A 12,778-nucleotide genomic window follows, 5' to 3' on the forward strand; every position below is an offset into this window, starting at 1 on the left:
AAAATGCCGTCGCGCAAGTACTACAGTGAGCGGCCCAGGTTCAATGCCGCGCCCGTTCGTTCGCGCGTTCGGCACACGAAGGAGCATCGGGTGGAAACAAAGACCAACTTCCTGCAGACGGGGGTTCAACCGGTCTCGGACCGGATGCGGGAGTTGCTCGCCCGGGCGGCGCAGGACCACGTGTACGAGCAGCGCTCGCAGGGCCAGGTCCTGGACGAGCTCCGCCAGCGCATGGAGGGGATGGAGTGGCTGCTCAAGGAGGTCCGCGAGCGTGAGCTGGGCACGCTGACCGGGCAGCTGGACGGCGTGCGCGGCCAGGTGGCCGGGCTGGTCGGCGCGCCGCCGCAGTGGGCGCAGGGGCTGGCCGAGCACATCGACGCGGTGGCCGAACGGGTCAGGCCGGTCGCCGAGCTGCCCGCGCTGTGGGCCGACATCGGGGTGATGGCCGAGCACGTGGACGAGGGCCTGCTGCGGCTGCAGGCCATGATGGACCAGGCCCGGCACATCCACGAGACCGCCCAGCAGTCCGCGCAGCGGCTGGACGAGATGACCCGCCGGCTGGACAAGCTGCAGGGCAGCATGGAGGCCGCCGCGGTGCGGTTCAACCGGCTCGACAAGGCGCTGGCCGAGCTGGGGCACCGGGGCGAGCAGCTCGAGCACTCGGTGCAGCAGATCGGCGCCCGGGTGGAGCGCTCGTTCGCCGAGATGGCCGAACGGGTGGAGAGCGGCCTGAACGCGGTCGACGGCCGGGTCGAGGGGATCGGCGGGCGGCTGGACGGGCTGGACGGCCGGCTGGAGGGGCTGGCCGGGCGGCTGGAGGGCGTCGACGACCGGGTCGAGTCCCTGGGCGAACGGATCGGGCGGTTGCCGGCGACGCTGGAGATGACCGAGGTGCACCACCGGCTGGCGGAGCTGGCCCGGCGGCCCGTGCCGGACCACGGGCAGCGCTTCGACGAGCTGGAGCGGCGGCTGGCCGAGGCGCTGGAGCCGCTGGTGGAGGAGCTGCGCGCGCGTCCCGACCGCGACGAGGTCAAGGAGGCGATGGCGGTCGTCGCCGACTCCGCCCACCACGACGTCGCCCGGCGGATGGAGGAGTTCGCGCACCGCTTCGAGAACGTGCAGGAGGACGTGCGGCGGCGGATCGAGGTGATCCACCACGAGGTGGCCCGGCGGGTGGACGCCGCGCTGGAGGAGCTCACCGCGCAGGTCGACATCGTCTCCCGCCGGGTGGAGTCGGTGCACGACGACGTCACCAAACAGGTCGAGGCGGTGCACACCGAGGTCAGCAAGCAGATGAACGGCGTCCACGACGACGTCTCCCGCCGGGTGGCAGACCTGCACGAGGAGCTGACCCGGCAGGTCGGCGGGATCCACCGGGACGTGACCGCCCGGGTGGAGGGCTTCCAGGAGGAGTTCGCCCGCCGGGTCGACGGGGTGCACGCCGAGTTCGCCCGGCGCACCGACGTGGTGCAGACGGAGCTGGGGCGGCGCTTCGACGGCGTCCGCCACGAGGTCGGCCAGAAGGTCGACCTCGTGCACGGCGACGTCGCCCGGCAGGTGACCGCGGTGCACGAGGACATGCTGCGCCGGCTGACCACCCTGGAGGAGTCGGTGCTGGCGCTGGCCGAGGCGCTGCTGCGCCCGCGGTCCTGAACCGTCCGGCGCCCATGACCGCGGCGCCGCGCCGTGTCCGTTTCCGAACGTGACGCGTGGAATCGATGCAGGCGTTTCGGGATGAACTGATCCGCGGACGCCATACCCCGTCCGCGCCTTATGTCCGGCAATAGGAGAAAGCCGCCCGTTCGCCGAACGCATTCCGGGACCGGGGCGCGCGTTCTGCTCCGTTCCGGCTTGGCAAAATCACTCCCAATACCGTTCGGAATCCGTTTTGATGGTTCTCGTGACCCGTTCCCAGGCATCCGGACCGCAGGTGCAGGCGCCGCCGCCCCCCGGCGAGCAGACGCTGCGCTGGGTGGAGCAGTGCCTCGGCCCAGGCGCCGAGGTGAAGATGGTCCGCCCGCTGGGCGGCGTCCGCCATGTCAACCACGCGCTGCTGGTGGCCAGCCGGTCCGGCAGCGTGCACCGGCTGGTGCTGCGCCGGTGGGCCGACCGCGCCGCGCTGGACGCGGAGTTCTCCCCGGAACGGGAGATCGCCGCGCTGGCCCTGCTGGCGGGCTGTGAGCTGCCCACCCCGGAACTGGTGGCCGCCGACCCGGCCGGCGCCCACTGCGACGCGCCCGCGCTGCTGATCACCCGGCTGATCGGCCATCCGGCCCGGCCGGGCCCCGACGACCTGCCCGAGTACCTGATCCAGCTGGCCGCCGCGCTGCTGTCGGTGCACCCGCTGCACGGCGCCGCCACCATGCCGCCGTACGTGCCCGCCAACCGGCTGGAGGTCCGGCTGCCGCCCAAGCACGCCGCCCGCCCCGACCTGTGGGAACGCGCGTTCGACCTGGCCGGCGCACCGGCGCCGGAGGCCGCGCCGTGCTTCATCCACCGCGACTACCGCCCGGACAACACCCTGTGGTCCTACGGCCGCCTCACCGGCGTCGTCGACTGGTCCACCGCCTCCTACGGCCCCGCCGCGGTCGACATCGCCCAGATGCGCTGGTCCCTGGCCCTGCGGTACGGCCCGGCCGCCGCCGACGAGTTCCTGGGCGCCTTCGACCGCGTCTCCGGCGGCTACGCCCACAACCCGTACTGGGACCTGCGCACCCTGCTGGACGTGCTCCCCGAGACCCCCGACCACGTCCTCCCCGAGCCCCGGGTCGCCGCCCTGGAGGACTACCTGGCCTCGGTCCTGTCCCACACGGGCGCCCCGACCCGCTGACGGGCTCTCCGCGTCCCGTCAGATCTTGACGGTGGTGATCGGGAGGGCCGAGTCGGCGGGGAGGTCGAGGGCGGAGGGGGGCAGGCCGGCGGCGGCGAGTTCGGCGCCGAGGGCGGCGACCATGGCGCCGTTGTCGGTGCAGAGCTTGGGGCGGGGCACGCGCAGGCGGACGCCGGCGGCCTCGCAGCGTTCGGCGGCCAGGGCGCGCAGCCGGGAGTTGGCGGCCACGCCGCCGCCGATGAGCAGGTCCTTGACGCCGTGCTCGCGGCAGGCGGCCAGGGCCTTGGCGGTCAGCACGTCGACCACCGCCTCCTGGAAGGACGCGGCGACGTCGGCGACGGGGACCGGCTCGCCGGCGCGTTCGCGGGCCTCGACCCAGCGGGCCACGGCGGTCTTGAGGCCGGAGAACGAGAAGTCGTAGGTGCCGTCGTCGTACTTGCCGCGCGGGAACGCGATGGCGGCCGGGTCGCCCTCGGTGGCCCGGCGGTCGATCACCGGGCCGCCGGGGAAGCCCAGGCCCAGCACCCGCGCGATCTTGTCGAACGCCTCGCCGGCGGCGTCGTCGACGGTGGCCCCGAGCGGACGCACGTCGGCGGCCACGTCGGGCACCAGCAGCAGCGAGGAGTGCCCGCCGGAGACCAGCAGGGCGATGCACGGCTTGGGCAGCGGGCCGTGCTCGAGCTGGTCGACGGCCACGTGGGCGGCCAGGTGGTTGACCCCGTACAGCGGCTTGCCCAGCGCCAGCGCGTACGCCTTGGCGGCGGCCACCCCCACCAGCAGCGCGCCCGCCAGGCCGGGGCCGGCGGTCACCGCGATGGCGTCGACGTCGTCGAACGCCACGCCCGCCTGCTCCAGGGCGCGTTCCACGGTGGGGCCCATGGCCTCCAGGTGGGCGCGGGAGGCGACCTCGGGCACCACGCCGCCGAACCGGGCGTGCTCGTCCACGCTGGAGGCGATCGAGTCGGCCAGCAGGGTGGTGCCGCGGACGATGCCGACGCCGGTCTCGTCGCAGGACGTCTCGATCCCCAGCACCAGCGGCTCGGAATCACGGATCACTGTGCGTTCCCCCTCGCGAAGCCGGACGGGCGGGCGCCGGCGCCGCCGACACGGCGGCGCATCACCACGGCGTCCACGCCGGACGGCTGGTAGTAGCGCTTGCGCAGGCCGACGCGCTCGAACCCGAACCGCTCGTACAGCGCGCGGGCCCGGTCGTTGTCGGCCCGTACCTCCAGGAAGACCTCGGTGCAGCCGCGCCGCCCGGCCTCGGCGAGCAGCTCGGTCAGCAGCGCCGCGCCCACGCCCCGGCCCTGGTGGGCGGGGCGCACCGCGATCGTCTGCACGTCGCCCTGCTCCCCGGCGGCGGCCAGCCCGGCGTAGCCGACGATCGTGCCGGGCGGGTCCTCGGCGACCACGTAGTGCCGGGTGCGCGGCTGCTCGGCCAGCTCGCCGCGCATCATCTGCTCGCTCCAGGCGTCCTCGGGGAACAGCTCGTTCTCCAGCGCCATCACGGCGGGCAGGTCGCCGGCGGTCATCGTCCGCAGCACGGCGGTCACGACCGGGTCACCTTCTTGCGAGGGCCCGGGGCGCGGGCGTCGGGACGGCGCAGGTACAGCGGCTCGGGGGGCAGCAGCGGCGGCCCCGCGGTCCCGGCCAGCCGGGTCACCGCCAGCTCGGCCAGCGCGGCCGCCGACGGCAGCAGCGGGGCCGGGTCGCCGGAGACGCCCAGCTCCCTGGCGTACAGGGCGGCGCCCTCGCCGATCACCGGCAGGTCGCCCGGCTCGACGCCGAGCGCGGCGGGGACCTCGGCGGGCGGGCTCACGGCCGGTTCGGTGGCGCGGACGCGGGCGGAGTCGTACCGCGCCCAGTACACCTCCTTGCGGCGCGCGTCGGTGGCCACCACGAACGGCTCGTCGCGGCCGGAGGCCCAGGCGATCGCGTCCAGCGTGCACACCCCGTGCACGGGGATCTTGAGCGCCTCGCCGAGGGACTTGGCGGTGACCAGCCCGACCCGCAGCCCGGTGTACGGGCCCGGGCCGACGCCGACGGCCACGGCGCTCAGGTCGGCGGGGGCGGCGCCGGCCTCGGCGAGCACGCCTCCGATGGAGGGGGTGAGCACCTCGGCGTGGCGGCGGGCGTCGACCGTCTCGGCCACGGCGCGCGGGCGCACCCCCTCGCCGGGGATCCATTCGTACAGCGCGACGGTGACCGCGGCGGTGGCGGTGTCGAAAGCCAGGACCAGCACGGCCTCTCAGCCTAGTGGACTCGTGCCGTGTCCGCGCCCTGGTCAGCCGGTGGCGTCGAGAGCGGCCACGGCCTCCTTGGCGGCGGCGATGGCGCCGTCGATGGCGTCGTCGGCCGACAGCTCGGTGCCGTCATTGGTGCCCGAGTAGTGCACGGTGACCAGCACGTTGCCGGTGCGGACGTTGACGACGGCCTCACCGGAGCCCTGCGAGCCGTCCACCGAGTAGATCGCGTACGCCTCGTCGCCGACGCCCTCGACGGGCCGCTCGTCCTTCAGCTCGTGCCCGGACAGCAGCGACTTGCCGGACCGGTCGGCCTCCCGCTCGGTCTGGAACGTCTGCCCGGCCACGTCGGTGCCGGTGCGCCCGCCGGTCCCGGCGATGGCGCGCAGCTCCACGGTCAGCACCCGCTTGTTCTTGCCGACGTAGGAGCCCCACACGCACTGGTTCTGCCGGTCGCTGGCCTGGTAGGTGTCGGACTGGGTGCGGTCGGCGTTCGGCGCGAGGTCGGCGGCGAGGTCGTCGCCGACGGTGGTGCAGGCGTCGGGGACGACGGAGCGCTCGCCGTTCGGCTCGGTGCCGGCGTCGGCGGCCCCGGTGTTGGCGACGCCGCCGCTCGGCTGTTCGCCGCCGCCCATGTTCAGCACCAGGAAGACGGCCAGGATGCAGGCCGCGACCCCGGCGACGGCGCCGAGCACCGCGGCGGCCAGCCGGCGGCGCGGCGGCCGGTTGTGCACGATCCGGTGGCTTCCGCTGCCGCCGCGCGGGTAACCGCCGCTGCCGGCACGCCGGTACGAGCCGCTGCCGCCGCGCGGGTGCTCCCCGCTGTCGGCGCGCCGGTACGGCCCGCTGTCGTCGTAACCCGGGCCACGATGCTCGCCGGAGCGGCCGTACCCGCCGGTCCGGTAGCCGCCGCTGGAGGCACGGCGTCCGCCGCTGCGATGGTTTCCACTCACCGGTCTCACCCCTGGCTGAGATCTGGATCACTAGGTGAGGTCATTCCGGCAAAGAGTAAGGCATCTCACGGTAAACGGCGCATCCGCACCCCCGAAAACCGCATTTGCGGGGCATGCTCAGCCCAGTGCGGCGGGAAGACCGGCCCAGCGCGCCCCGATTCCCGCAACTTTCACGGTGCGTTCCTCGGTGTCCTCGTCACCGCGAATGATCACCACGTCGAGCCGGTCCTCGGAAAGATTCTCCGCCAGCCCCTCGCCCCATTCGACCACCGTCACCGACTCGGCCAGCGAGGCGTCCAGGTCCAGGTCGTCCAGCTCGGCGAAACCGCCCAGCCGGTAGGCGTCCACGTGCACCAGCGCGGGCCCGCCGCCCAGCGACGGGTGCACCCGGGCGATCACGAACGTCGGCGAGGTGATCGGCCCGCGGACCTTCAGCCCCTCGCCGATGCCCTGGGTGAGCGTGGTCTTGCCGGCCCCCAGGTCGCCCGACAGCACCAGCAGGTCGCCGGCGCGCAGCAGCCCGGCCAGCCGCACCCCCAGCTCCCGCATGGCCCCGGCGGTGGGGACCCGCAGCACCACCGGGCCCCGGGCGTCGTCGGCGGCCCGGTCCACCACCGTCCGTGCGGCCTCGTCGTGCCGGGTGGAATCGTTCATGCTGTGCGCTCCTCGGAGACGGGTCGGATGCGTTCGATGAGGCGGCGCAGTCCCCCGGTGACCATGCCCGGGTGTTCCAGCGGCAGAACGTGCCCGGCGTCGGTCACCTCGATCAGCTCGCCGCCGGGCATCGCCTCGGCCATCCGGCGGCCGTGCCCGGGCGGTGTCAGCCCGTCCCGGCCGCCCACCATGACCAGGGTCGGAACGCGGCCGATCACCTCGATCGCCGCGCTCTTGTCGTGCGCCATCAGGGCCGGGTGGAACTCGGCGATCACGTCGATGGGGGTGGCCCTGATCATCTGTTCCAGGAAGTCCACCACCGACGGGCTGACCGAGGCGTCGGCGAACGCCATCCGGCGGGTCACCATGAACGCCAGGTCGGCGCCCAGCGCGCGGCCCCGGTCCACCAGCCTGGGGGTGCGGCCCAGCCCGCGGATCACCCCGGGGGCCAGCGGCTGCACCAGCCGGGCCAGCGCCAGCGGCAGGCCCAGCGTCATCTCCGCCAGCCGCCCGGCGGAGGTGTTGATCAGCGCCACCGCGGCGATCCGGTCCTCGAACAGCTCCGGGTGCCCGTCCGCCAGCGCCATGATCGACATGCCGCCCATGGAGTGCCCGACCAGCAGCACCGGCTCGTCCGGCCGGGTGGTGGCGCACAGCACCGCGTACAGGTCCTCGCCGGTCTGGTCGATGGTGGCGTGCAGCGGTTTGCTGCGCCCGGACCGGCCGTGGCTGCGCTGGTCCCAGAACACCAGCCGGAGCGGTCCGGGGACGCTCTTGGCCAGGTCGCGGCGCTGGTAGTGCCACATGTCCTGGTTGAGGGTGTAGCCGTGGCAGAACACCACGGTCAGCGGGGCGCCGTCACCGGGATGCTCGTCGATCTCCACGTGCAGCGGCACCCCGTCGTCGGCGGGCACGCTCAGCGGCCGGCCGCGCAGCTTCCCGAACGGCTCGTCGGCCTCCGGGTCGGGCCCGAACCGGCGGCGGCCGACGACGAAGTGCCGCACTCCCATCGCCACGCCGATCCCGGCCGCACCGGCCCCGGCGATCGCCCCGGCGATGCCCAGCCGCCGCCTGTTCCTGCTGTCCATGCACGGTCCTTCCCCGAATGCCGCCTCGAACGGCGGGCGCTACCGCCCCGCCGGACCGCCCGGATACACCCGGGGCACCCGGGTCCCGATCCGGGTGACGATCTCGTAGGAGATGGTGCCGAGCGCGTCCGCCCACTCCTGCGCGGTCGGCTCCCCGTGGTCGCCGGGGCCGAACAGCAGCACCTCGTCCCCGGCGGACGGCGCGTCGTCGCCCAGGTCGACCACGAACTGGTCCATGCACACCCGTCCCGCGATGCGGTGGCGGCGCCCGCCGACCAGCACCTCCAGCAGGCTGGAGCCGTGCCGGGGAACGCCGTCGCCGTAGCCGGCGGCGACCAGGCCGAGCGTGGTCTCGCGGGCGGTGACGTAGGTGTGGCCGTAGGAGACCCCGCTGCCCGCCGGGACCCGCTTGACCGCGGCCAGTTCGGCGGCCAGCGTCATCGCCGGGCGCAGCCCGAACGTCCCCTGCTGCGGGATGGGGGTCAGCCCGTAGATCGCGATGCCCGGCCGGACCATGTCGTAGCGGGCCTCGGGCAGCGTCAGCGTCGCCGCCGAGTTGGCCAGGTGCCGGACCTGCGGGCGGAGCCCGGCCTTCTCGGCGTGCTCGACCGCCTCCCGGAACGCGGCGAGCTGGCCGGCGATGGACGGGTGCCCCGGCTCGTCGGCGCAGGCGAAGTGCGACATCAGCCCGACGACCTCGATCCGCCCGGACGCCTGCGCGGCCCCCGCGGCATCGACGACCGACGGCCAGTCCGCCATGGTCGCGCCGCCCCGGGACAGGCCGGTGTCGGCCTTCAGGTGCACCCGGGCGGGCCGGCCGGCGCGTTCGGCGGCGGCGGCGATGCGCGCCACCAGTCCGGCGGAGCCCACGGTGAGGTCCACCCCGGCGGCCACGGCCTCCTCGTACGGCTCACCCTGGGTGGCCACCGCCACCAGCACGGGCGCGGTGACACCGGCGGCGCGCAGCCGCAGCGCCTCGGCGACGCGGGCGACGCCGAGCCAGGCGGCTCCGCCGTCGAGCGCGGCGCGGGCGGTCTCGACCAGGCCGTGCCCGTATCCCTCGGCCTTGACCATCGCCATGACCTCGGCCCCCGCCGCCCGGTCGCGCAGCAGCGCGACGTTGGCGCGGACGGCGTCGAGATCCACGCGTGCCTGTACCGGCTCTCTCATGGTGACCAGTGTGCCGTCCCCCCGATGCCGCCGGGCGCGTTCACACCCAGGTCAGCCCAGGGTACGGAACGCCTCCGGCAGGGCGGTAACGACGTCCAGGGCGCTGATCGGCGCCTGCCGCCCCAGGTCGGGGCCGTCCGGGCCGGGCGGTCCGGCGGCGGCCAGCCGGGCGGCCAGCCCGTGCAGGTACGCGGCGGCGGTGGCGGCGTCGATCGCCGGCATCCCGGCCGCCAGCAGCGCGCCCGCCAGGCCGGACAGCACGTCGCCGGTCCCGGCGGTGGCCAGCCAGGACGTGCCGGTGGGGTTGACGCGGACCGGCCGGTCCTCCTCGGCGACCAGCGTGGTCGAGCCCTTGAGCAGCACGGTCGCCGACAGTTCGGCCGCCGCACGGCGTACGTGCTCCAGCCGCCGGGCCTCGATCAGCTCGCGGGTCGTTCCCGGGCCCAGCAGCCGGGCCAGCTCCCCGGCGTGCGGGGTGAGCACGGTGGGCGCGTCGCGGCGCAGCAGGTCACGGCGGCGGGCCAGCACGGTGAGCCCGTCGGCGTCGACCAGCACCGGCAGGTCGGTCCGCAGCACCGCCTCCACGAGGGTCTCGGCCTTGCGGTCGGTGCCCAGGCCGGGGCCGACGACCCACGCCTGCACCCGGCCGACCTTGGCGGGGGCGTCGGGCGCGGGCTCGATGACGGTGGCGACGGCCTCCGGCCACCGCTGCCGGACCAGTTCGACCGGATGCGGCGAGGAGGCGAACCGGACCATGCCCGCCCCGCCGCGCACCGCTCCGCCCACGCACAGCATCGCCGCGCCGGTGTAGCGTTCGCCGCCCGCCACGATGCCGACGACGCCGCGCCGGTACTTGTCGGACTCCGGCGCCGGCCGCGGCACCCGCAGGTCCTCCGCCCACGGCGCCACCACGTCCGGGTCGGGCAGGTCCGCGCCGAGCCCGATGTCGACCAGTTCGACGACGCCGCAGTGGGCCGCGCCGGGGTCGATGAGCAGGCCGGGCTTGTAGGTGCCGAACGTGACCGTGACGTCGGCGCGCACCGCGACCCCGTCCACGCGCCCGGAGCCCGCGTCGACCCCGCTGGGCACGTCGCAGGCCACCACGACGCCCTCGGCGTACTCGGTGCAGCGGGCCAGGCTCGCATGCGGCTCGCGCAGCGCCCCGGTCCCGCCGATGCCGGTGAGCCCGTCGATCACCAGGTCGGCGGTCTCGACGGCGCGTTCGGCGTTCTGGCCGGAGCCGTCGAGCACGCGGCCCCCGGCGGAGCGCAGCGCCTCCAGACCGGGACCGTGGACCTTGCTCCCGGCCAGGACCGCCTCGACCACGGCGCCGCGGCGGGCCAGCCGGGCGCCGGCGTACAGCGCGTCGCCGCCGTTGTCGCCGCCGCCCACCAGCAGCACCACCCGCGCCCCGTACACCCGGGGCAGCAGGCGGGCGCACGTCGAGGCCAGCCCGGCGGCGGCGCGCTGCATGAGGGCGCCCTCCGGGAGGCGGGCCATCAGGGCCTGCTCGGCGGCCCGTACCTTGCCGACCTCGTGCGCGTACCTCATGGCTCCTCTTCGAGATCTCGCCCGGGCACCGACTCGGCCATCACGACGGCGGTGGCGATGCCCCCGTCATGGCTGAGCGACACGTGCCAGCGGTTCACGCCGCGGGCCCGTGCCGCGGCGGCCACGGTGCCGGTGACGTGCAGGGTGGGCCTGCCGTCGGGGGCGCGCCGGATCTCGGCGTCGGTCCACAGCAGCCCGCGGGGCGCGCCGAGCGCCTTGGCCAGCGCCTCCTTGGCGGCGAACCGGGCGGCCAGCGAACGGCCCGCCAGCGACCGCTCCGCAGCGGTGAACAGCCTGGCGCGCAGCCCCGGGGTGCGTTCCAGCGACCGTTCGAACCGGGCGATGTCGACCACATCGATGCCCACACCCACGATCACGTACCCAAGCCTGCCACGCGCGCACCCGGCCCGTCCGGTGCCCGTCCGCCCGGGAGGAAACGGCCGGCGGCGTTCCGGAACGACCATCGGGGCCGACCGGGGGGCGATCGTCCACAATGCGGAAATGGCCGCACTTTTCCGGCGGCGGCTTCGGATGGTCGCCCACTATGCTCGGGCTGCGGGCGGAGCGGCCATTCAAGGAACGGTCATGCCCGGGCAGAGGCCTGGTGTAAGGTATCGCTGCAATATGCACGTACTGATGCATGTGCGTTAAGCGCGGACCTTGGGCGGGATCCCGGACGGAGGCAGCGATGGCGACGTCGCGAGCCCCTTCGGTGCGCCGGCGCAGGCTCGGCGCCGAGCTGCGCAGGCTCCGCGAGGAGCGCGACCTGACCGGCGACGGCGTCGCCGAGTCGCTGGGCTGGTCCCCCTCCAAGGTGAGCCGGATCGAGAACGCCCGCATCGGCGCCCGGGTCGAGGACGTGCGGGCGATGCTGGACCTGTACCGGGTGGCCGGCGCGCACCGGGACGCGATGCTGACCCTGGCCGAGGAGGCCACCCGGCCGGGCTGGTGGAGCCAGTACCCGGACCTGCCGATCGACTTCGCCACCTACATCGCGCTGGAGGACGAGGCGACCGCCGCGCTGCAGGTGGAGAGCATGGCCGTGCCCGGACTGCTGCAGACCCGCGACTACGCCCGGTACGTGATGCGCAGCTGGAACTTCATCACCACCACGCCGCCGCAGCAGATCGAGCGCCGGGTCGAGGTGCGGATGCGGCGGCAGCAGTTGCTCACCCGGGCCGACCCGCTGCGGCTGGAGATCGTGCTGGACGAGTCGGTGCTGCAGCGAATGGTGGGCGACCGGGCGGTCATGCGCGCCCAATTGGACCATTTGCACACGATGGCGCAACTGCCGCACGTGGTGGTGCGCATCCTGCCGCTGGCCGGTCCGCACCCCATTCTTGCCAACTCCTTTACATTGCTCGAGTTCGCTCCCGTGCACGACGTGATCTTTCCTGATATCGTGCACACCGAAAGCCTTACCATGAGCTCGCTGACCGATGAGTCGGTGACGTACATGTACCGGCTCGCCCATGAAACCCTCATGCAGCGGGCGCTCGACCGCACGGATTCCCTACAACGCATCCGCACGGTCCGAGACCAATGGTGAATTCTCCGGCTTTCTCAGGATATGCACTCGAGAGGTAATCACTTGTCTCATATCGGCATGGCCGAGGTCGGCTGGAGGATCAGCACGCGGTGCGCCAACGGCAACTGCGTGGCGGTGGCGGCGCTGCCCGGCGGCCGGGTGGCGATGCGGGACACCAAGCGGGGCGCGCACGGCCCGCTCACGGTGCTGCCCGCCGACGTCTGGCGCACGTTCGTGGAACGTGTCAAGAACGGCGAGTACGACCCCGCCGCGGCGTCCGCGTAGGGCGCCGCACCCTTCCTCACCGACCCGGTGAACGACCCCCGGTGAGCCGCCGCCCGATCGGCCGCGACTCGCCGGGGAACCTCTCCCCCGCACGAATTCCGCCCCTCGGCCACCAGGCTCCCCGTACGCCTCACAACACCGTGAAATGACGGTGCGAACGGGACCGACCGCGGCACACGACACATTCCGGCGCACCCGCCGCCGGTTAGCCTTCGGGCATCGCCGGCCCAGATGTCACCCCGCGTCGACCAGCCGCAGCCGACCGAAAAGGCGTGCATCGTGTCCGACCAGTCCCGCCCCTGGCGCAAGAGCAGCCGCAGCGGTGCCAACCACAACTGCGTGGAGGTGGCGAGCCTCGCCGCGAGGGTGGGAGTGCGGGACAGCAAACACGGCGGCCGCGCACCGGTGCTGCAGATCTCGGCGTCCGCATGGCGCGCACTGCTCACCCGCATCAAGGCGGGCGAAATTCCCTGAGG

The 12,778-nt window shown here is 74.2% G+C and carries 14 protein-coding genes; 5 read left to right on the plus strand and 9 right to left on the minus strand.

Annotated features, from left to right (window positions below; genetic code table 11):
* The first annotated feature begins 90 nt into the window (after positions 1-90).
* Positions 91-1,653 (plus strand): hypothetical protein, encoded by a 1,563-nt coding sequence (locus HNR21_RS00595; RefSeq protein WP_312880755.1) that lies wholly within the window; start codon positions 91-93, stop codon positions 1,651-1,653.
* 247 nt (positions 1,654-1,900) lie between these two features.
* The gene (locus tag HNR21_RS00600; protein WP_376766566.1) at positions 1,901-2,830 is read left to right on the plus strand and encodes a phosphotransferase family protein; all 930 of its coding nucleotides are present in this window, start codon (positions 1,901-1,903) and stop codon (positions 2,828-2,830) included.
* Between the two features lie 18 nt (positions 2,831-2,848).
* On the opposite strand, the gene tsaD is transcribed toward HNR21_RS00600, so the two are convergent.
* The 9 genes from tsaD to HNR21_RS00645 all read right to left on the minus strand — a co-directional run bounded on the left by tsaD (position 2,849) and on the right by HNR21_RS00645 (position 10,866).
* A complete protein-coding gene (tsaD, locus tag HNR21_RS00605; RefSeq protein ID WP_119728481.1) occupies positions 2,849-3,886 on the minus strand; it encodes a tRNA (adenosine(37)-N6)-threonylcarbamoyltransferase complex transferase subunit TsaD in 1,038 nt (345 codons plus the stop codon).
* The gene (rimI, locus tag HNR21_RS00610; RefSeq protein ID WP_312880756.1) at positions 3,883-4,383 is read right to left on the minus strand and encodes a ribosomal protein S18-alanine N-acetyltransferase; all 501 of its coding nucleotides are present in this window, start codon (positions 4,381-4,383) and stop codon (positions 3,883-3,885) included. The genes tsaD and rimI overlap by 4 nt, the downstream gene beginning before the upstream one ends.
* Positions 4,380-5,072 (minus strand): tRNA (adenosine(37)-N6)-threonylcarbamoyltransferase complex dimerization subunit type 1 TsaB, encoded by a 693-nt coding sequence (gene tsaB, locus HNR21_RS00615; protein WP_182703638.1) that lies wholly within the window; start codon positions 5,070-5,072, stop codon positions 4,380-4,382. Before tsaB ends, rimI begins: the two co-directional genes overlap by 4 nt.
* Before the next feature lie 42 nt (positions 5,073-5,114).
* Entirely contained in the window at positions 5,115-6,026 is a 912-nt protein-coding gene (locus tag HNR21_RS00620) for a hypothetical protein (protein ID WP_182703639.1), read from the minus strand.
* Between the two features lie 117 nt (positions 6,027-6,143).
* Entirely contained in the window at positions 6,144-6,575 is a 432-nt protein-coding gene (gene tsaE, locus HNR21_RS00625) for a tRNA (adenosine(37)-N6)-threonylcarbamoyltransferase complex ATPase subunit type 1 TsaE (RefSeq protein WP_233359161.1), read from the minus strand.
* A 101-nt stretch (positions 6,576-6,676) separates the two neighbouring features.
* On the minus strand, positions 6,677-7,768 hold the full coding sequence (locus HNR21_RS00630) for an alpha/beta fold hydrolase (RefSeq protein ID WP_119728477.1): 1,092 nt from the start codon (positions 7,766-7,768) through the stop codon (positions 6,677-6,679).
* A 39-nt stretch (positions 7,769-7,807) separates the two neighbouring features.
* On the minus strand, positions 7,808-8,938 hold the full coding sequence (alr, locus tag HNR21_RS00635) for an alanine racemase (RefSeq protein ID WP_182703640.1): 1,131 nt from the start codon (positions 8,936-8,938) through the stop codon (positions 7,808-7,810).
* A 51-nt stretch (positions 8,939-8,989) separates the two neighbouring features.
* On the minus strand, positions 8,990-10,489 hold the full coding sequence (locus HNR21_RS00640) for an NAD(P)H-hydrate dehydratase (RefSeq protein WP_182703641.1): 1,500 nt from the start codon (positions 10,487-10,489) through the stop codon (positions 8,990-8,992).
* The gene (locus HNR21_RS00645; protein ID WP_119728474.1) at positions 10,486-10,866 is read right to left on the minus strand and encodes a holo-ACP synthase; all 381 of its coding nucleotides are present in this window, start codon (positions 10,864-10,866) and stop codon (positions 10,486-10,488) included. The genes HNR21_RS00640 and HNR21_RS00645 overlap by 4 nt, the downstream gene beginning before the upstream one ends.
* Positions 10,867-11,177: 311 nt before the next feature.
* Here HNR21_RS00645 and HNR21_RS00650 point away from each other — a divergent pair, with 311 nt between their 5' ends.
* The 3 genes from HNR21_RS00650 (at position 11,178) to HNR21_RS00660 (ending at position 12,776) form a co-directional block, all read left to right on the plus strand.
* Positions 11,178-12,038 carry a helix-turn-helix domain-containing protein gene (locus tag HNR21_RS00650; protein ID WP_182703642.1) on the plus strand — a complete coding sequence of 287 codons (861 nt, stop codon included), beginning with the start codon at positions 11,178-11,180 and terminating at the stop codon, positions 12,036-12,038.
* Positions 12,039-12,095: 57 nt separating this feature from the next.
* Positions 12,096-12,302, plus strand: a complete 207-nt coding sequence (locus tag HNR21_RS00655; RefSeq protein ID WP_182703643.1) for a DUF397 domain-containing protein — start codon at positions 12,096-12,098, stop codon at positions 12,300-12,302.
* A gap of 279 nt (positions 12,303-12,581) precedes the next feature.
* On the plus strand, positions 12,582-12,776 hold the full coding sequence (locus HNR21_RS00660; protein WP_312880757.1) for a DUF397 domain-containing protein: 195 nt from the start codon (positions 12,582-12,584) through the stop codon (positions 12,774-12,776).
* Positions 12,777-12,778 lie beyond the last annotated feature (2 nt).

The sequence above is a fragment of the Thermomonospora cellulosilytica genome (assembly GCF_014138835.1).
In the GTDB taxonomy this organism is placed as follows: Bacteria; Actinomycetota; Actinomycetes; order Streptosporangiales; family Streptosporangiaceae; genus Thermomonospora; species Thermomonospora amylolytica.

Coding starts and splice junctions, on each gene's coding strand:
- tsaE (WP_233359161.1), bottom strand. CDS start 6,575: ATGCGGGAGCTGGGGGTGCGGCTGGCCGGGCTGCTGCGCGCCGGCGAC.
- HNR21_RS00630 (WP_119728477.1), bottom strand. CDS start 7,768: ATGGACAGCAGGAACAGGCGGCGGCTGGGCATCGCCGGGGCGATCGCC.
- alr (WP_182703640.1), bottom strand. CDS start 8,938: ATGAGAGAGCCGGTACAGGCACGCGTGGATCTCGACGCCGTCCGCGCC.
- HNR21_RS00640 (WP_182703641.1), bottom strand. CDS start 10,489: ATGAGGTACGCGCACGAGGTCGGCAAGGTACGGGCCGCCGAGCAGGCC.
- HNR21_RS00650 (WP_182703642.1), top strand. CDS start 11,178: ATGGCGACGTCGCGAGCCCCTTCGGTGCGCCGGCGCAGGCTCGGCGCC.
- HNR21_RS00655 (WP_182703643.1), top strand. CDS start 12,096: ATGGCCGAGGTCGGCTGGAGGATCAGCACGCGGTGCGCCAACGGCAAC.